Origin of the sequence: Pseudomonas sp. NFX224 (genome assembly GCF_048565165.1) — a bacterium.
GTDB lineage: Bacteria > Pseudomonadota > Gammaproteobacteria > Pseudomonadales > Pseudomonadaceae > Aquipseudomonas.
In genome coordinates, this window is sequence record NZ_CP183416.1 from 4,355,677 (window position 1) to 4,374,349 (window position 18,673).

Here is an 18,673-nt window from a genome sequence, read left to right on the forward strand (position 1 = left end):
TAAAAAAACCTCACTGCGCAGCGATGGAAAACCGCCCAGTGAGGTGAGTCAGGTCAGATATCCCAGATCAGGTTGACCGCGAAATTACGGCCCGGTTGAGTCAGGCGATCGAGGTTGGCCGGCTGCGTTACCGAGGCTTCGCCGACGTTGTCGTAGCCGCGCACGTCATCCCACAGCCAGTACTTCTTGTCGGTCAGGTTGTAGATACCGCCGCTGACGGTCACGTCGTTGGTGACCTTGTAATACGCACTCAGGTCCAGAATGCCGAAGCCCGGGGTCTTGAACTGGCTGCTGACGCCGTCCGGCGACTTGAAGTTGCTGTCGTCGACGCGATCCTTGCGCTTGACCACGGTCCAGCTGAGCAGGCCGCCGTAGTTGTCCTGGTCGTAACCGAGGCCGAACACGCCGGTTAGCGGGTTGACGCTGTTGATCGGCTCGCCATTGTCGTTGTTGCGACCGTAGGCGTAAGCCACCGAGCCCTGGGTATAGAGACCCTGTGGTGCGCCAAAGGCGTCGAGGTTCAGGCGGCCCTTGATCTCTGCACCCTTGATGGTGGCGTGCTTGATGTTGGCGCTCTGGAAGGTCGGTTCGTCATAGCCTGGGGTGACGGCGTCTTCGTTGATGAAGTCGCGGTACTTGTTGTAGAACACTGCCACATCGAACGAGCCCTGCTCGAAGTTACCGCGCAGACCGGTCTCGTAGCCTTGGCTTTTTTCCGGTTCCAGGTCCGGATTCGGTTCCACACGGTAGCCGGCAACTGTGTTGTCGAAACGCCCGTACAGTGCCTTCGCGGTCGGGGTGCGGAAGCCTTCGGCGTACTGGCCGTACCAGGTGTAATGGTCGTTGAAGGCATAGGTCAGGCCGAATTTTGGCGAGACTTTGTGCCAGGTCTTGTTGTCGTCGCTGACGGTACCGCGACCGTCAGCCGAAACGGTGTTGAGGAATTCCTGGGTGATGTCCGGCTTAAGCTCGGTGTAGTCGTAGCGCACACCCGGCAGGAAGGTCCAGTTGTTCCAGCTGATCTGATCCTGGGCGAACACGCTATAGGTGTTGATGGTCGGGTCCGGGAAGTCGCTGGACTTTTTCAGCACATCGGCAGCGCTGGTGGCGCCGATGGCGGTGCAGCCGCGACCGATTGTCAGGCACGTACCGTTGCCGCTGCGCGAGCCGGTGACTTTCTGTTGCTTGAGGGTGGTGCCGTAAGTCAGCAGGTGCTCGGTGTCGGCGATGCTGAAGCTTTTATCCAGTTGTGCGTCGAAGACCCACTGCTTTTCTTCGTAGAGCGTGTCGCGGGTACGCAGCACCTTGCGGGTGATCGGGAAGTAGACCTCGTCGGTGCTCTGGTCGGTCTTGGCGATCTGGTGGTTCAGGCTCCACTTGACGTTGTCCACTAACAGGCTGTCGAGGGCGAAGCTGTGTTCCAGGCCAAAGCGTTCACGGGTAATGGTGTCGTTACCGGTGCGCGACTGGTACATGCCGCCGGGCAGAACGCTGTTGGGAATGGTCGGCGCGCCGGCAAAGTAAGGACCGCCGTAGGCGCTTTTCTGATCGGTGTCACGATCGTCCTTGTACTTCTCGTAGGTCAGGCCCAGGCGTGCGTCGTCCTTGTAGTTCCAGCCGATCTTGGCCAGCACGTTGGTGGCGCGCACGTCTTCCGGGTTGGCGGCGGTGCGGGTCAGGCCGGTGCTGTTGTTGCTGCCGTAGGATTCGGTTTCATGACCATCGCGCTGGCTGTAGTGCAACAGGCCGTCGAACTGATCGGCGCGACCGGCCACGGTGGCGGACTTGAGCCAGCTCTCGTCAGCGGAGCTGTAACCGGTCTTCAGGCGTGCCCCGACGTCCTGACCAGGCTTGATGATGTCGTCCGGGTCGAGGGTGAAGTAGCTGACCGCGCCGCCGATGGCGTTGCTGCCATACAGCACCGACGCCGGACCACGGAGGATTTCGACGCGTTTGATGATTTCCGGGTCGACGTAGTTGCGCTGGGTCTTGGCGTAAGGACCGTTGAAGAAACCGTTGGGGATTTCCACGCCATCGATCTGCGTCAGGACCCGGTTACCGTCGATGCCGCGGATGTTGTAGCCGCTGATCCCGCCGCGCGTACCGGCACCGCCCACCGAAACGCCCGGCTCGTAGCGCACCAGGTCCTTGATGGTGTTGACGTTGTTGCGGTCCAGCTCATCGCGAGTGTGGACGGTGACGGTGCTGGGTACGCTGTTCACGTCCTGCTCGTTTCGCGTGGCACTGATGGTTACCTGTTGCAGGTTCAGGGTGCCGGCGGAGGTGCGGCGTTCGAGCACGATGTTGTTGTTGCCCAGTTTGCGGTAGCTCAGGTTGGTCCCCACCAACAGGCGATCCAGGGCTTTTTCCGGCGGCAACGAGCCGCGCACGCCCGGCGACGCCACGCCTTCAGCCAGCTCTGCCGGCAAGCCCACCTGCCAGCCTGTCACGGCGGTAAAGGCGTTGAGCGCCGAGACCAGCGGTTGCGGCGAGATGGCGAACGAGTAATCGCCCATGTTGCGGCTAGGCTGCTCGGCGCTGGCGGCCATGACTGGCGCAGTGCCGGCCATCAGGATGGCGGCGGTCAGCAGCGACAGCACGCGGGACGGTGAAGAGGACTGGCGGGTAAGGCGAGAGGACATCGATAGCGCTCCGTGTCGCACGAATCTTTATAGGTGCTGATTGGCATGGTGAGATGCGAATCAATTGCATTGGCTATAACGAGACGTACGGGGAATGACTATCGAGTAAAAATAATTCTCATTCAGTTCAAAATCACCAGCGCGGGTAATTCCTTCAGCTGTGCCGAGGTGATGTGGGCCAGGGAACGGACCACGTCCAGTGGCTGGTCTAGACGGTAATTACCGGTGACGGCGACATTGGCCAACTGTTCGTTGTTGTTGATGATCCAGCCCGGATAGTAGCGACGCAGCTCTGCGAGCACTTGGCTCAGCGGGCAGTTTTCGAACACCAGTCGACCCTGGACCCAGGCCAGGTCGGTGGCGGCATCGAGTTTGGCCGGGCGATCGAAACCGTTGGGGCCGATGCGGATGCTTTCCCCGGCGGTCAGGCGAATCCGCGCGTCGTCTCGGGTGGCGCGCAGGTCGACATCGCCGCGCTGCACGCGAACCTGCGTCACGCCGTCGAGGTAACGCACGGCAAAAGCCGTATCGCGAACGCTGGCGGTCACCAGACCGGCATCGAGTTCCAGCGGTTGGCCGCGATGGGGTTGCACCTCGAAAAACGCCTCGCCCTGATACAGCCGGGCCACGCGCTTTTGATCGTTGATGGTGCTGGAAAACGCCGAGTTGGTGTTGAGCAGGACTTTCGAGCCGTCCTCCAGTTGCAGGCGCTGGCGTTCACCGACCACGGTCAGGTGATCGGCCTGAAGACGCATGGGCAGATTGCTGAAGCTGAACAGACCGAGGATCAGCACGGCGGCAGTGGCCAAGGGTTTCCAGTGCGGACGCAGGCGCGACAGTACGGTGACTTTGGCCGGTCGTGCAGCGAGGCTTTGCGCGCATTGGGTGACTTGCGGACCGTTCCAGATCGCCTGCGCCTGGGCGAACGCAGCGGCATGCACCGGGTCGGCCGCGAGCCATGCGTGGAACTGACGAGTCTGTTCTTCGCTCGGGCTGTCCAGCACGATCAGCCAGTCCAAAGCCTGGTCCATCGCGTCTGCAGTGGCCTGCGCCGGTGAGGGCGAAGGGGAGCGGTGGGTGTCCGTCACGGTGTTTCCTCGGCAGTGTCTGTGCACGGCTGTTTTTTTTAGTGAAGCGCAAAAGAGGGCCAAGGGTAGCCCTGATGAATAAAACCGTCGAGCAGCGGGCGACTCAGTGGCCGTTTGCGCGTTCGGCAACGCCAATGCAGATGGTCATGATCAGTTTCAGCTCCTTCTGCACCGTGCTGAGCGACACGCCGAGTTTTTCGGCGATCTCCAGATAGCTGTGACCGTGCAGTCGGCTGAGGATGAAAATCTGCTGTTGGCGGGCGCTGAGTTGACTGAGACGCACGTTCAGACGCTCGAGCAATTGTTCGGCATGGGCGGCGTCCTCGGCACTGCTGGCGGGGGCGGCGACGCTTTCCACCACGTCCGGCGGCACGTCGTCGACCATGGTGCGCGAATGGATGCGTCGCGCACGCAAATGGTCCAGCGCCAGGTTGCGGGCGGTCTGGAAAACAAAGGGTTCAAGGTGATCGATGGCCCGCTCGCTGAGCGCACGGGTCACGCGCAGGTAGGTCTCCTGCAGCAGGTCTTCGGCGGTGCTGTGATTGTTGACCATCCGCTCCAGCGTACGCAGCAGAGAGACTCGCTGTGTGATGAAGACGTCATTGAAGCGCGATTGACTCACGGGAAGACCTGATCCATTTCGAGCGAATGATAATGCTTATCATCCACTCGAATGGTCAAGTATTGATTTGTGAAGGTTTATGCGCGGCCCTGTAAATAGGTGGCGTAATCCGGGATCCGGTGCGTGTGCGCCTGATCCATCATCGGGCTGCTGAGCAAGTAATCAGCGCTGCACTCGTTGCACGCCACCGGAATGTTCCAGACCGCCGCGACCCGCAGCAACGCTTTGATGTCCGGGTCGTGTGGCTGCGGTTCGAACGGGTCCCAGAAGAACACCAGCATGTCGACCCGTTGCTCGGCGATGCGCGCGCCGAGCTGTTGGTCACCGCCCAGTGGGCCACTGATCATGCTCTCCACGGGCAGGTCGAGACGTTGTTGTAACAACAACCCCGTGGTGCCGGTGGCGACCAGTTTATGTTGCGCCAGCCTGTCTTTTTGTCGCTCGGCCCAGTCCAGCAAATACACTTTGCAGTGGTCATGGGCAACCAGAGCGATGCGCTTGCGCACCGCCAGGGTCTTTTGCGTAAAGCTAATACCGATCATCGGTGACTGCTCCGGGCTTATTCAGCGTTGCACAGCGCCAGGCAGTTATCGAGCATGCGGTTGGAGAAGCCCCATTCGTTGTCGTACCAGGCCAATACCTTGAGCAGCTTGCCACTGACCTTGGTGTGGTTGGCGTCGAAGATCGACGACAGCGGGTTGTGGTTGAAGTCGCTCGAGACCAGCGGCAGGGTGTTGTAGCCGAGAATCTTCGAGTGCTGGCTGGCTTGCTTGAGCAGGGCGTTGACTTCTTCGGCGCTGGCTTCTTTTTTCAGCTGTACGGTCAGGTCGACCAGCGATACGTTAATTACCGGAACACGTACTGCCATGCCGGTCAGTTTGCCCGCCAGTTCCGGCAATACCAGGCCCACCGCTTCAGCGGCGCCGGTCTTGCTCGGGATCATGTTCTGGGTGGCCGAACGGGCGCGGTACGGGTCGGTGTGGTAAACGTCGGTCAGGTTCTGGTCGTTGGTGTAGGCGTGGATCGTGGTCATCAGACCGCTTTCGATGCCCAGCTCGCGGTGCAGCACCTGGGCCACCGGGGCCAGGCAGTTGGTGGTGCACGACGCGTTGGAAATAATCTGGTGCGACTGGCGCAGAATGTCGTGGTTGACCCCGTAGACCACCGTGGCGTCAGCACCTTTGGCCGGGGCCGAGATGATCACTTTGCGTGCGCCGGCCGTAATATGCGCGGCGGCCTTGGCGCGGTCGGTGAACAGACCGGTGCATTCGAACACCACATCAATTTTTTCAGCGGCCCAGGGCAGGTCGGCCGGATTGCGAATGGCACTGACCGCGATACGGTCGCCGTTGACGGTCAGGCTTTCCTCATTGTGCTGGACATCGGCGTCGAACGTGCCGTGAACAGTGTCGTACTTGAGCAAGTGCGCGTTGATTGCGCTGTCCCCCAGATCGTTGATGGCAACGATCTGCAGATCCTGACGGTAGCCCTGTGTATAGAGTGCGCGCAGAACATTACGGCCGATGCGGCCAAAGCCATTGATTGCGATTCGAAGAGTCATATGTCTGCGCTACCGTCGTTTTGTTGTTGGAATTACAAGATTATTCGCAAAAAAATAGAAAACAAGCCTTTTTGATGGCAATATTTTGTTCAATCTACAACGAGTGACCTGAATCAACTGGTCCAACCGATCAAGAAAACCGTCTGTCATCCCATCGACACCGGCCTTTGATCAGCATAGACAATCAGGTCGCCACATCCGTTAGCCTGGAGTTCTACACATGCATCCCCGCGTCCTTGAGGTCACCGAACGGCTTATCGCCCGCAGTCGCGCCACGCGTGAGGCTTACCTTGCACTGATTCGCGGTGCGGCCAGCGACGGTCCGATGCGCGGCAAGCTGCAATGCGCCAACTTCGCCCACGGCGTGGCCGGTTGCGGCAGCGACGACAAGAACAGCTTGCGGATGATGAACTCCGCGAACATCGCGATTGTTTCGTCATATAACGACATGCTCTCGGCGCACCAGCCGTACGAAGTCTTCCCTGAACTGATCAAGAAAGCCCTGCGCGAAATCGGCTCTGTCGGCCAGTTCGCCGGTGGTACCCCGGCCATGTGCGATGGCGTGACCCAGGGCGAGCCGGGCATGGAGCTGAGCCTGCCGAGCCGCGAAGTGATCGCGCTGTCCACCGCCGTGGCGCTGTCCCACAACATGTTCGATGGCGCGCTGATGCTCGGCATCTGCGACAAGATCGTCCCGGGCTTGATGATGGGCGCGCTGCGTTTCGGTCATCTGCCGATGATCTTCGTGCCGGGCGGGCCGATGGTCTCGGGCATTTCCAACAAACAGAAAGCCGACGTGCGCCAGCGTTATGCCGAAGGCAAGGCCAGTCGCGAAGAGCTGTTGGAGTCGGAAATGAATTCCTACCACAGCCCGGGCACCTGCACGTTCTACGGCACCGCCAACACCAACCAGTTGCTGATGGAAGTCATGGGCCTGCACTTGCCGGGCGCTTCTTTCGTCAACCCGAACACGCCATTGCGCGACGCCCTGACCCGCGAAGCGGCGCATCAAGTGACGCGCCTGACCAAGCAGAACGGCGACTTCATGCCGATCGGCGAAATCGTTGACGAGCGTTCGCTGGTCAACTCGATTGTCGCGCTCAACGCCACCGGCGGCTCGACCAACCACACCCTGCACATGCCCGCCATCGCCATGGCGGCGGGCATTCAACTGACCTGGCAGGACATGGCCGACCTCTCCGAGGTGGTGCCGACCCTGAGCCACGTCTACCCGAACGGCAAGGCCGACATCAACCACTTCCAGGCTGCGGGCGGCATGTCGTTCCTGATCCGCGAACTGCTGGACGCCGGGTTGCTCCACGAAAACGTCAACACCGTCATGGGCCACGGCCTGAGCCGCTACACCCAGGAGCCGTTCCTCGACAACGGCGAGTTGGTCTGGCGTGAAGGCATCACCGAAAGCCTCGATGAAAGCATCCTGCGCCCGGTCGCTCGTGCGTTCTCGCCAGAGGGCGGCTTGCGGGTGATGGAAGGTAATCTCGGTCGCGGCGTGATGAAGGTTTCCGCCGTGGCGCTGGAGAACCAGATCGTCGAAGCGCCGGCCATGGTGTTCCAGGATCAGCAGGATTTGGCCGATGCGTTCAAGGCCGGTTTGCTGGAGAAAGATTTTGTCGCGGTAATGCGCTTCCAGGGCCCACGTTCCAACGGCATGCCGGAACTGCACAAGATGACGCCGTTCCTCGGTGTCTTGCAGGATCGCGGCTTCAAGGTAGCGCTGGTGACTGACGGGCGCATGTCCGGCGCGTCGGGGAAAATCCCGGCGGCGATTCACGTCAGCCCCGAAGCTTATGTCGGAGGCGCTTTGGCGCGGGTGCAAGAGGGCGATATCATCCGCGTCGATGGCGTCAAAGGCACCCTGGAGCTTAAGGTGGACGCCGAAGAATTCGCAGCGCGCACGCCGGCCAAGGGCCTGTTGGGCAACAACATCGGCACCGGTCGCGAGCTGTTTGGTTTCATGCGCATGGCCTTCAGCTCCGCAGAGCAGGGGGCCAGCGCCTTCACTTCTGCCCTGGAGACGCTTAATTGAAACTGGCTTTGGTCGGTGACATCGGTGGGACCAACGCACGGTTCGCGTTGTGGAAAAACCAGCAACTGGAAAGCGTCCAGGTGCTGGCGACGGCCGACCACGCCAGCCCGGAAGAGGCGATCAGCCTGTACCTGAGCGGGCTGGGTCTGGCGCCGGGTTCGATCGGCTCGGTGTGCCTGTCAGTGGCCGGCCCTGTGAGCGGAGACGAATTCAAGTTCACCAACAATCACTGGCGTTTGAGCCGCAAGGGTTTCTGCCAGATCTTGCAGGTCGATCAGCTGTTGCTGGTCAACGACTTCTCGGCCATGGCGTTGGGCATGACCCGTTTGCAGCCCGGCGAATTCCGCGTGGTTTGCGAAGGCACATCGGAGCCATTGCGCCCGGCGGTGGTGATTGGCCCTGGCACCGGTTTGGGCGTTGGCACGTTGCTCGATCTGGGCGAAGGCCGGTTTGCCGCGTTGCCGGGGGAGGGCGGTCACGTCGACTTGCCGCTGAGCAGTCCGCGCGAAACCCAGTTGTGGCAGCACATCTTCAATGAAATTGGCCACGTCAGCGCGGAAACGGCGTTGAGTGGCGGCGGGTTGCCACGGGTCTACCGGGCGATCTGCGCGGTGGACGGGCATGAACCTGTGCTTGATACGCCGGAAGCGATCACGGCTGCCGGGTTGGCGGGTGATCCGATTGCCCTGGAAGTGCTCGAACAATTTTGCTGCTGGCTCGGTCGCGTGGCCGGCAACAACGTGCTGACCACGGGTGGGCGTGGTGGCGTGTACATCGTCGGCGGGGTGATTCCACGGTTTGCCGATTTCTTCCTCGAAAGCGGTTTCGCCCGATGCTTCGCCGACAAGGGCTGCATGAGCGATTACTTCAAGGGGATTCCGGTGTGGCTGGTGACGGCGCCGTATTCGGGGTTGATGGGCGCGGGTGTGGCGCTGGAGCAATCAATCCCCGCTTGAACCCCGATTACCTGTAGGAGCGAGCAGGCTCGTTCCTACAGTAGTTTTGTGGTGTTTGTAGATTCAGCGCTTAAGGCATAATCCGCCCAATTCAAACAACAAGGACGCCGCCCAGTGAGCTCAGTCAACAAGTCGATTTTGTTGGTCGATGACGATCAAGAGATACGCGAGTTGCTGGACACCTACCTGACCCGGGCCGGGTTTCAGGTGCGTACCACGCCCGATGGCGCCGGTTTCCGCCAGGCCCTGAACGACGAGCCCAGTGATCTGGTGATCCTTGATGTGATGCTGCCGGACGAAGACGGTTTCAGTCTGTGCCGCTGGATTCGCCAGCACCCGCGACGGGCGCAGGTGCCAATCATCATGCTCACGGCCAGTTCCGATGAGGCCGACCGGGTCATCGGTCTGGAACTGGGCGCCGACGACTATCTCGGTAAACCGTTCAGCCCCCGTGAATTGCAGGCGCGCATCAAGGCCTTGTTGCGCCGTGCGCAATTCGGCCAGGAACGCAACGGCGGTGAAGTGCTGGCCTTCGATGACTGGCGGCTGGACATGGTCAGCCATCGCCTGTTTCACATCGATGGCGAAGAGGTGATTTTGTCCGGAGCGGATTTCGCCTTGTTGAAGCTGTTCCTTGACCACCCTCAGGAAATCCTCGACCGCGACACCATTGGCAACGCCACCCGTGGCCGTGATTTGATGCCGCTCGATCGCATCGTCGACATGGCGGTCAGTCGTCTGCGCCAACGTCTGCGCGATACGGAAAAACCGCCACGGCTGATTCGCACCGTACGCGGCAGCGGCTATCAATTGGCAGCCAATGTGATTGCCGGCAATGGTCACTGAGTCCCTGCGCAAACTCGCAGCACGGGTGCCGGTGCCGCGCTCGCTGCTCGGCCGCATGTTGCTGCTGACCTTGCTCGCGGTACTGTTCGCCCAGACGTTGTCGAGTGTGATCTGGGTGTCGCAATTGCGTGCGACACAGCTCGAAGGACTGGTCACCAGTGCTCGCAGTCTGGCGCATTCGATGACGGCCAGCGTCAGTTACTTTCGTTCGTTGCCAGTGGCCTATCGACCGCTGGTACTCGACCAGTTACGCAGCATGGGCGGCACGCGGTTCGTGGTGACGCTCAACGACAAACCCCTGGGCATGGAAGTCCTGCCGATCACCCCGCGCAAGGCCGCGGTGATGAAGGCGGTGGATGAAGTGCTGCGACAGTCCCTGGGTCACGACACTGATATCTCGGTGTCCTTCGTCAGCCCCGAGGATCTGCGGATTTTCAATGCCGGCCTGAAACTCGATGAGCTGCCACGGTCCTGGGCGCACTACGCGCTGACCCTGGAACCGGTGAACCCGCCCGTGCTGGTCACGCAGATTCAAATGGCGCCGGGCGAATGGCTGTACATCGCCTCGCTGCTGCCAGAGCCGTACACCAGTCTTGAAGAGCAAGGCCTGCCGGCGCAGCAGGTATGGTTCATTGTGCTCACCAGCGGTTTCTTGCTGTTGTTTATCGGCTTGCTGGTGCACTGGCAGAGCCGACCGCTCAAGCGTTTGGCGCGGGCGGCACGGGATCTGTCGTTGGGCGCCGACGTCGAGCCGGTGGCGGAGGGTGGCGGCAGTGAAGTGGTTGAAGTGGGGCGCGCGTTCAACACCATGCGCGAACGCATCAGCCGCTATCTGACTGAACGTAGCCAGTTGTTCAGCGCGATTTCCCACGACCTTCGCACGCCGATTACCCGGCTGCGGCTGCGCGTTGAATTGCTCGAAGACGAACAACTGCAAGCCAAGTTCGGCCGTGATCTGGATGAACTGGAGCTGCTGGTCAAAGGCGCGCTGCAATGCGTGAAGGACACCGATATTCACGAGAACATTGAGCCCGTGGATCTCAATCACGTCCTCGATTGTCTGGTGGAGCCCTATCTGGCGCCGAACGGCAATGGCCGCGTGACCCAGCAAGGGCGGGCCCTCGCGGCGTATCCGGGCAAACCGCTGGCGCTCAAGCGCTGCATCGGCAACCTGATCGACAACGCCCTGAAGTACGGGCAGAACGCGCACCTGCACATCGACGACGATGACAGCGCATTTGTCCTGCATGTCGACGACGAAGGGCCGGGGGTTCCGGAACAGCGGCTTGAACAAGTCTTTGAACCGCACTTTCGTCTGTCCGGGCAGCAGCAGGGGTATGGGTTGGGGTTGGGGATCGCGCGCAATATTGCCCATAGTCATGGTGGTGAAGTCAGCCTACAAAACCTGCGTGAAGGCGGGTTGCGGGTGACGTTGCAGTTACCCCGATCACTGGATTGACAGCACCTCTGTGGCGAGGGAGCTTGCTCCCGTTGGACTGCGCAGCAGTCCCACATTGGGGGGGGGCGCTTCGCACCCCAGCGGGAGCAAGCTCCCTCGCCCCAAAACATTCCTCACTCCAGTAATGTCACAGCTTGGTGACATAACTCGCCCCCTTCGTTACAAGCCCGCCATCGCCCGTTGTTTAGACTGCCCCTCAGTCATAACAACAAAAAAGGTCTCCCATGCACACCTTCCAACCTGCTTTCAGCAGTTGGCTGAACGCACCTGCACACCATCAATGGCTCGCCGCCGAAGGCTTGCGAATGCTGGCGTTCGCCAAGGCTTCGAAGTTGCCTGAAGGTTTCGGCAATCTCGATGAGCGCGGTCATTTGCCGGCCGACGCGCAAGCCGAAACCATGAACACCGCGCGCATGACCCACAGCTTCGCCATGGCCCACATTCAAGGCCTGCCCGGATTTGCCGAATGGGTTGATCACGGTGTCGAGGCCCTGCGCGGGCCGCTGCGTGATGCCGTGCACGGTGGCTGGTTCGCGGTCGCTGAGCACCGCAACGGCAACACCGGCAAGAACGCCTATCTGCATGCCTTCGTCGCGCTGGCCGCGAGTTCCGCGGTGGTCGCGCAACGTCCCGGCGCGCAAGCGTTGCTCGATGATGCGATCGACATTATCGACACGTATTTCTGGAGCGAGGAGGAGGGCGCGATGCGCGAATCCTTCAACCGCGACTGGAGCGAAGAAGAGGCCTATCGCGGTGCCAACAGCAACATGCACGCCACCGAAGCGTTTCTGGCGTTGGCCGATGTCACCGATGACAACCGCTGGCTGTGCCGTGCGCAGCGCATTGTTGAGCGGGTGATTCATGGTCATGCCGCCGCCAACGATTACCTTGTGGTCGAGCATTTCGATCGCGACTGGCAGCCGCTGCGCGAGTACAACCACGACAACCCGGCGGACGGTTTCCGCCCCTACGGCACCACGCCGGGCCACGGCTTTGAATGGGCGCGGCTGTTGTTGCACCTCGAAGCGGCGCGGGTGCAGGCCGGGATGTTGACGCCGGGTTGGCTGGCCACTGATGCGCAAAAACTCTTCGAGCAAAATTGCCTTCATGGCTGGGACGTCGACGGCGCGCCGGGCATTGTCTACACCCTCGACTGGGACAACAAAGCGGTGGTTCGTCATCGCTTGCACTGGACGCATTGCGAAGCCAGCGCTGCCGCCAGTGCCTTGCTCAAGCGCACCGGCGATGAGCAATTCGAGCGCTGGTACCGACTGTTCTGGGAGTTTTGTGACAGTCATTTCATCGACCGCTGCAACGGCAGTTGGCACCACGAACTCGACCCGTTGAACCGCCCAAGTGCCGATATCTGGGCCGGAAAACCGGACCTTTATCACGCCTGGCAAGCCTTGTTGATCCCGCGACTGCCGTTGGCGCCGAGCATGGCCAGTGCGCTGGCAAAGGTGTCCCAGAGCGGTTTTATGTAACCATGCAGTGACATTCGCACGTCCCTTCGTTACCTGCGAAGGGACTTCCCCTGTTTAAAATCCTATGCAGCGCAAGCACCAGACTTGCATGCATAACAACAAGAAAGGTACTACTAGATGAATGCGATTTCTCGCCTCGCTACTGTCATTTCTCTCGCTTCCCTGTCTGCGCTCCCCCTCAGTGTTCTTGCCGCCGAATCCAAAGGTTCCGTGGAAGTCGTGCATTGGTGGACGTCGGGTGGCGAAAAGGCAGCGGTCGATGTTCTCAAGGCCCAAGTCGAGAAAGACGGCTTCACCTGGAAGGACGGCGCAGTCGCCGGTGGTGGCGGTGCGACTGCCATGACCGTGCTGAAAAGCCGTGCCGTCGCGGGTAACCCGCCAGGCGTGGCCCAGATCAAGGGGCCGGACATTCAGGAGTGGGCGTCTACCGGCCTGCTCGACACCGATGTCCTGAAAGACGTTGCCAAGTCGGAGAAGTGGGACAGCCTGCTCGACAAGAAAGTCTCCGATACCGTGAAGTACGAAGGTGATTACGTGGCCGTGCCGGTGAACATCCACCGCGTCAACTGGCTGTGGATCAACCCGGAAGTCTTCAAGAAGGCCGGCATCGAAAAACCACCCACCACCCTCGAAGAATTCTACGCCGCCGGTGACAAGCTCAAGGCATCGGGTTTCATTCCTCTGGCCCACGGCGGTCAGCCTTGGCAGGACAGCACCGTGTTCGAAGCCGTTGTGCTCTCGGTGATGGGCGTTGATGGTTACAAGAAAGCCCTGGTCGATCTCGACAACAAAGCACTGACTGGCCCGGAAATGGTCAAGGCGCTGACCGAACTGAAGAAAGTCGCGACCTACATGGACGCCGACGGCAAAGGCCAGGACTGGAACCTGGAAGCGGCCAAGGTCATCAACGGCAAGGCCGGCATGCAGATCATGGGTGACTGGGCCAAGTCCGAATGGACCGCCGCCAAGAAAGTCGCCGGCAAGGACTACGAGTGCGTAGCGTTCCCGGGCACCGACAAGGCGTTCACTTACAACATCGATTCCCTGGCGGTGTTCAAACAGAAAGACGCGGGCACGGCTGCCGGTCAGCAGGACATCGCCAAAATCGTGCTGGGTGAGAACTTCCAGAAAATCTTCAGCATCAACAAGGGCTCGATCCCGGTGCGTAACGACATGCTGGCGGACATGGGCAAGTACGGTTTCGACTCCTGCGCCCAGACTGCCGCCAAGGACTTCCTGGCGGACGCCAAGTCCGGCGGCCTGCAGCCGAGCATGGCGCACAACATGGCAACCACGCTGGCGGTACAGGGCGCATTCTTCGATGTGGTGACCAACTACATCAACGACCCGAAAGCCGACCCGGCTGACGCCGCCAAGAAACTGGGCGCGGCGGTTCAGTCGGCCAAGTAATGCTTGGCCCCTGTAGGGGCGAGCCTGCTCGCGATAGCGAATTGTCAGACACAGGATGCATCAACTGACACACCGCAATCGCCAGCAGGCTGGCTCACACAGGGAACCTGTTTGTAATCCCAATTCCCTGTACTGGATTTTCCCATGAGTTCTGTTGCTGTGTTCAGCAAGGCCTCGCCGTTCGATGCATTGCAACGCTGGCTTCCAAAACTGGTGCTGGCGCCGAGCATGTTCATCGTTCTGGTGGGCTTTTATGGCTACATCCTGTGGACGTTCGTGCTGTCGTTCACGACCTCGACATTCCTGCCGAACTACAAGTGGGCGGGCCTGGCGCAATACGCACGGTTGTTCGACAACGATCGCTGGTGGGTGGCGAGCAAGAACCTGGCGCTGTTCGGCGGCATGTTCATCGGCATCACGCTGGTCATCGGCGTGACACTGGCGATTTTCCTGGACCAGAAAATCCGCCGCGAAGGCTTCATCCGCACCATTTACCTGTACCCGATGGCGCTCTCGATGATCGTCACCGGTACGGCCTGGAAATGGTTGCTCAACCCGGGCATGGGCCTGGACAAATTGCTCCGGGACTGGGGCTGGGAAGGCTTCCGCCTGGACTGGCTGATCGACCCGGATCGCGTGGTGTATTGCCTGGTGATCGCAGCGGTCTGGCAAGCCTCGGGCTTCATCATGGCGATGTTCCTGGCCGGCCTGCGCGGTGTGGATCAATCGATCATCCGTGCCGCGCAAATCGATGGCGCAAGCATGCCGACGATTTACTGGAAAGTGGTATTGCCGAGCCTGCGCCCGGTGTTCTTCAGTGCTGTGATGATTCTGGCGCACATCGCGATCAAGAGTTTTGACCTGGTGGCGGCGATGACGGCCGGTGGCCCGGGTTATTCCTCCGACCTGCCGGCAATGTTCATGTACTCCTTCACGTTCAGTCGTGGCCAGATGGGCATGGGCTCGGCCAGTGCGATTCTGATGCTCGGTGCGATTCTCGCAATCATCGTGCCTTACCTGTACTCCGAGCTGAGGACCAAGCGTCATGACTAGTCTCGCTGCCAAACCTTCCATCAGCCTGAGTCGCATCGCGATCTACGCGGTGCTGATCCTCGCCGTAGTGCTTTACCTGATTCCATTGATGGTCATGCTGTTGACCAGCTTCAAAACCCCGGAAGACATCAGCACCGGCAACCTGCTGAGCTGGCCGACCGTGGTCACCGGCATCGGCTGGGTCAAGGCCTGGGCCACGGTCGACGGTTACTTCTGGAACTCGATCAAGATCACTGTTCCGGCCGTCATCATCTCCACCGCGATCGGTGCTTTGAACGGTTATGTGTTGTCGATGTGGCGCTTCCGGGGTTCGCAATTGTTCTTCGGTCTGCTGCTGTTCGGTTGCTTCCTGCCGTTCCAGACCGTGCTGCTGCCGGCGTCATTCACCCTCGGCAAGATGGGCCTGGCGAGCACCACCACCGGACTGGTGTTCGTACACGTGGTGTACGGCCTGGCCTTCACCACACTGTTCTTCCGCAACTACTACGTGAGCATTCCGGATGCGCTGGTGAAGGCTGCCCGCCTCGACGGCGCAGGTTTCTTCACGATTTTCCGCCAGATCATTCTGCCGATGTCGACGCCGATCATCATGGTCTGCCTGATCTGGCAGTTCACCCAGATCTGGAACGACTTCCTGTTCGGCGTGGTGTTCTCCAGCGGTGATTCGCAACCGATCACGGTCGCGCTGAACAACCTGGTCAACACCAGCACCGGCGCCAAGGAATACAACGTTGATATGGCAGCGGCGATGATCGCCGGGCTGCCGACCCTGCTGGTCTATGTGGTCGCAGGCAAGTATTTCGTGCGCGGCCTCACGGCCGGCGCAGTCAAGGGGTAATCATGGCAACGCTCGAACTTCGCAATGTAAACAAGACCTATGGTGCCGGCCTGCCGGACACCCTGAAGAACATCGAACTGTCGATCAAGGACGGTGAGTTCCTGATCCTGGTCGGGCCTTCGGGTTGCGGCAAGTCGACCCTGATGAACTGCATCGCCGGCCTGGAAACCATCACTGGCGGCGCGATCATGATCGGCGATCAGGACGTCAGCGGCATGAGCCCCAAGGATCGCGACATCGCCATGGTGTTCCAGTCCTACGCGCTGTACCCGACCATGAGCGTGCGTGAGAACATCGAATTCGGTCTGAAAATCCGCAAGATGAATCAATCGGCCATCGACGAGGAAGTCGCCCGGGTGGCCAAGCTGTTGCAGATCGAACACCTGCTCAATCGCAAACCTGGCCAACTCTCTGGCGGCCAGCAACAGCGCGTGGCCATGGGCCGTGCCCTGGCGCGTCGGCCGAAGATTTATCTGTTCGACGAACCGCTGTCCAACCTCGACGCCAAACTCCGGGTCGAGATGCGCACCGAAATGAAACTGATGCACCAGCGCCTGAAAACCACCACGGTCTACGTGACCCACGACCAGATCGAAGCCATGACGCTGGGCGACAAAGTGGCGGTAATGAAGGACGGGATCATCCAGCAGTTCGGTACGCCAAAAGACATCTACAACAACCCGGCCAACCTGTTCGTGGCGAGCTTCATCGGTTCGCCGCCGATGAACTTCATCCCCCTGCGTTTGCAGCGCAAGGACGGTCGACTGGTTGCGTTGCTCGACAGTGGTCAGGCTCGTTGCGAGCTGCCGATGAGCATGCAGGATGCCGGGCTGGAAGATCGCGAAGTGATCCTCGGCCTGCGTCCTGAGCAGATCATGCTGGCGAACGGCGATGCCAACGGATTGCCGACCATTCGCGCCGAAGTCCAGGTCACCGAACCGACCGGTCCCGACACGCTGGTGTTCGTCAATCTCAACGACACCAAGGTCTGCTGCCGCTTGGCCCCCGACGTTGCACCGGCCGTGGGCGAGACCCTGACCCTGCAATTCGATCCGGCGAAAGTGCTGCTGTTCGATGCCAAGACCGGCGAGCGTCTGGGGGTTGCCGGCTTGTCGAAAAACGAAGGGCATACAGCCAACGTCGCCCAATTCAAAGGTCGCTGAAGATCAAAACTGTAGGAGCGAGCAGGCTCGCTCCTACAGGGGGGAATCCGTGATGCGTGGCCTGTCACGCGTTGCAACTGATGTAACCACGTTAGAAAAAAAAGTTAATAACAATAAAACGAGGATGTAGGGATGAAGAAGAAGAACAGCGCTCAGCTTATCTGCCAATTGTCTGCCATTGCAGCAATGACACTGGCCGGTAGCGTCCACGCGGCTGACGCGTTTAGCGCCGATTCAGAATGGATGACCGGGGATTGGGGTGGCGAACGAACCAAGCTGATCGAGCAAGGCATCGACATCAAAATGGATTACGTCGGTGAAGTCGGCGGCAACCTCCACGGCGGTTTCAACGATGACAAAACCGCACGCTACAGCGACCAGTTCGGCCTGGGTGCGGCGCTGGACCTGGAGAAGCTGTTCGGCTGGGACAACACCCAGGCCAAGATCCAGCTGACCAACCGTAACGGTGAAAACATCTCCAACGACCGTATCGGCGATCCACGTGCCGGCACCTTGAGTTCCTCGCAGGAAGTCTACGGCCGTGGCCACATGGTCCGGCTGACCCAGTTGTGGATCAAGCATCAGTTCTTCGACAACAAACTCGACGTCAAGGCCGGTTACTTCGGTGAGGGCGAAGACTTCAACACCTTCCCGTGCGAATTCCAGAACCTGGCGTTCTGCGGTTCCCAGGTGGGTAACTGGGCGACCAACATCTGGTACAACTGGCCGGTCAGCCAAGCGGCGATCCGCGTGAAGTACAACATCTCGCCTGAGTGGTATGCGCAGATCGGTGCGTACAACCAGAACCCGTCGCAGCTCGAACACGGTAACGGCTTCAAGCTCAGCGGTAGCGGTACCGCAGGCACCGTCTTGCCGGTTGAGCTGGTGTGGCTGCCTAACCCGGGCAACCTGCCGGGCGAATACCGTGTCGGTTACTACAAAAGCACCGCCAGCGCCGACGACGTTCGTGAAGACGAAAACGGCGATGACGCGGCCACCAGCGGCAACGCCTATCGCAGCCACAGCAGCAAGCATGGCTACTGGTTCGTTGCACAACAGCAACTCACCAGCCATAACGGCGACGCCAGCCGCGGTTTGAACATCGCGGCCAACGCCACGTTCCACGACAAGGACACCAACGTCGTCGACAACTATCAGTCGCTGATGTTCGTGTACAAAGGCCCGTTCGATGCACGTCCGAAAGATGACCTGGGCATCGGTTTCGCCCGTATCCATGTCAACGACGACGTGAAGAAAAACGCCGAGCTGACCAACGCCGCCAATGGTGTATCCGACTATCAGGATCCATTGTTTTCGCCGCTGCGTGAGACCGAATACAACTACGAGCTCAACTACGGTTTCCACGTGACCAACTGGCTGACCGTGCGTCCCAACCTGCAATACATCACTCACCCAGGTGGTGTGGATGAAGTCGACAACGCTCTGGTCGCCGGCCTGAAAATTCAGTCGGTGTTCTAACGCGACTGCGATAAGCTCCTCTCTA

The 18,673-nt window shown here is 60.2% G+C and carries 15 protein-coding genes; 10 read left to right on the forward strand and 5 right to left on the reverse strand.

The window, feature by feature from the left end; genetic code table 11:
• Positions 1-53: 53 nt before the first annotated feature.
• The 5 genes from ACNYC6_RS19875 to gap form a co-directional block, all read right to left on the reverse strand.
• Positions 54-2,642, reverse strand: coding sequence for a TonB-dependent receptor (locus tag ACNYC6_RS19875; protein ID WP_419708809.1), 2,589 nt, complete (start codon positions 2,640-2,642; stop codon positions 54-56).
• Positions 2,643-2,764: 122 nt separating this feature from the next.
• On the reverse strand, positions 2,765-3,730 hold the full coding sequence (locus tag ACNYC6_RS19880) for a FecR family protein (protein ID WP_419708810.1): 966 nt from the start codon (positions 3,728-3,730) through the stop codon (positions 2,765-2,767).
• Between the two features lie 103 nt (positions 3,731-3,833).
• The gene (locus tag ACNYC6_RS19885; RefSeq protein ID WP_419708811.1) at positions 3,834-4,352 is read right to left on the reverse strand and encodes an RNA polymerase sigma factor; all 519 of its coding nucleotides are present in this window, start codon (positions 4,350-4,352) and stop codon (positions 3,834-3,836) included.
• A gap of 77 nt (positions 4,353-4,429) precedes the next feature.
• Positions 4,430-4,894, reverse strand: coding sequence for a methylglyoxal synthase (locus tag ACNYC6_RS19890; protein ID WP_419708812.1), 465 nt, complete (start codon positions 4,892-4,894; stop codon positions 4,430-4,432).
• Between the two features lie 17 nt (positions 4,895-4,911).
• The gene (gap, locus tag ACNYC6_RS19895) at positions 4,912-5,913 is read right to left on the reverse strand and encodes a type I glyceraldehyde-3-phosphate dehydrogenase (RefSeq protein WP_419708813.1); all 1,002 of its coding nucleotides are present in this window, start codon (positions 5,911-5,913) and stop codon (positions 4,912-4,914) included.
• Between the two features lie 220 nt (positions 5,914-6,133).
• On the opposite strand from gap, the gene edd reads away from it, so the two are divergent.
• The 10 genes from edd (at position 6,134) to ACNYC6_RS19945 (ending at position 18,648) form a co-directional block, all read left to right on the forward strand.
• Complete coding sequence (gene edd / locus ACNYC6_RS19900; protein ID WP_419708814.1) at positions 6,134-7,960, forward strand: phosphogluconate dehydratase; 1,827 nt, start codon at positions 6,134-6,136, stop codon at positions 7,958-7,960.
• Positions 7,957-8,916, forward strand: a complete 960-nt coding sequence (locus tag ACNYC6_RS19905) for a glucokinase (RefSeq protein WP_419708815.1) — start codon at positions 7,957-7,959, stop codon at positions 8,914-8,916. Before edd ends, ACNYC6_RS19905 begins: the two co-directional genes overlap by 4 nt.
• 114 nt (positions 8,917-9,030) lie before the next feature.
• A complete protein-coding gene (locus tag ACNYC6_RS19910; RefSeq protein WP_419708816.1) occupies positions 9,031-9,762 on the forward strand; it encodes a response regulator in 732 nt (243 codons plus the stop codon).
• A 31-nt stretch (positions 9,763-9,793) separates the two neighbouring features.
• Entirely contained in the window at positions 9,794-11,221 is a 1,428-nt protein-coding gene (locus tag ACNYC6_RS19915; RefSeq protein WP_419712989.1) for an ATP-binding protein, read from the forward strand.
• Positions 11,222-11,445: 224 nt separating this feature from the next.
• A complete protein-coding gene (locus tag ACNYC6_RS19920) occupies positions 11,446-12,705 on the forward strand; it encodes an AGE family epimerase/isomerase (protein WP_419708817.1) in 1,260 nt (419 codons plus the stop codon).
• A 117-nt stretch (positions 12,706-12,822) separates the two neighbouring features.
• Entirely contained in the window at positions 12,823-14,115 is a 1,293-nt protein-coding gene (locus ACNYC6_RS19925) for an ABC transporter substrate-binding protein (RefSeq protein WP_419708818.1), read from the forward strand.
• Positions 14,116-14,259: 144 nt separating this feature from the next.
• A complete protein-coding gene (locus ACNYC6_RS19930; RefSeq protein WP_338582590.1) occupies positions 14,260-15,168 on the forward strand; it encodes a sugar ABC transporter permease in 909 nt (302 codons plus the stop codon).
• Positions 15,161-16,006, forward strand: a complete 846-nt coding sequence (locus ACNYC6_RS19935; RefSeq protein WP_419708819.1) for a carbohydrate ABC transporter permease — start codon at positions 15,161-15,163, stop codon at positions 16,004-16,006. Before ACNYC6_RS19930 ends, ACNYC6_RS19935 begins: the two co-directional genes overlap by 8 nt.
• A gap of 2 nt (positions 16,007-16,008) precedes the next feature.
• Positions 16,009-17,169 (forward strand): ABC transporter ATP-binding protein, encoded by a 1,161-nt coding sequence (locus tag ACNYC6_RS19940; protein WP_419708820.1) that lies wholly within the window; start codon positions 16,009-16,011, stop codon positions 17,167-17,169.
• Between the two features lie 132 nt (positions 17,170-17,301).
• On the forward strand, positions 17,302-18,648 hold the full coding sequence (locus ACNYC6_RS19945) for a carbohydrate porin (protein ID WP_419708821.1): 1,347 nt from the start codon (positions 17,302-17,304) through the stop codon (positions 18,646-18,648).
• The last annotated feature ends 25 nt before the right edge of the window (positions 18,649-18,673 follow it).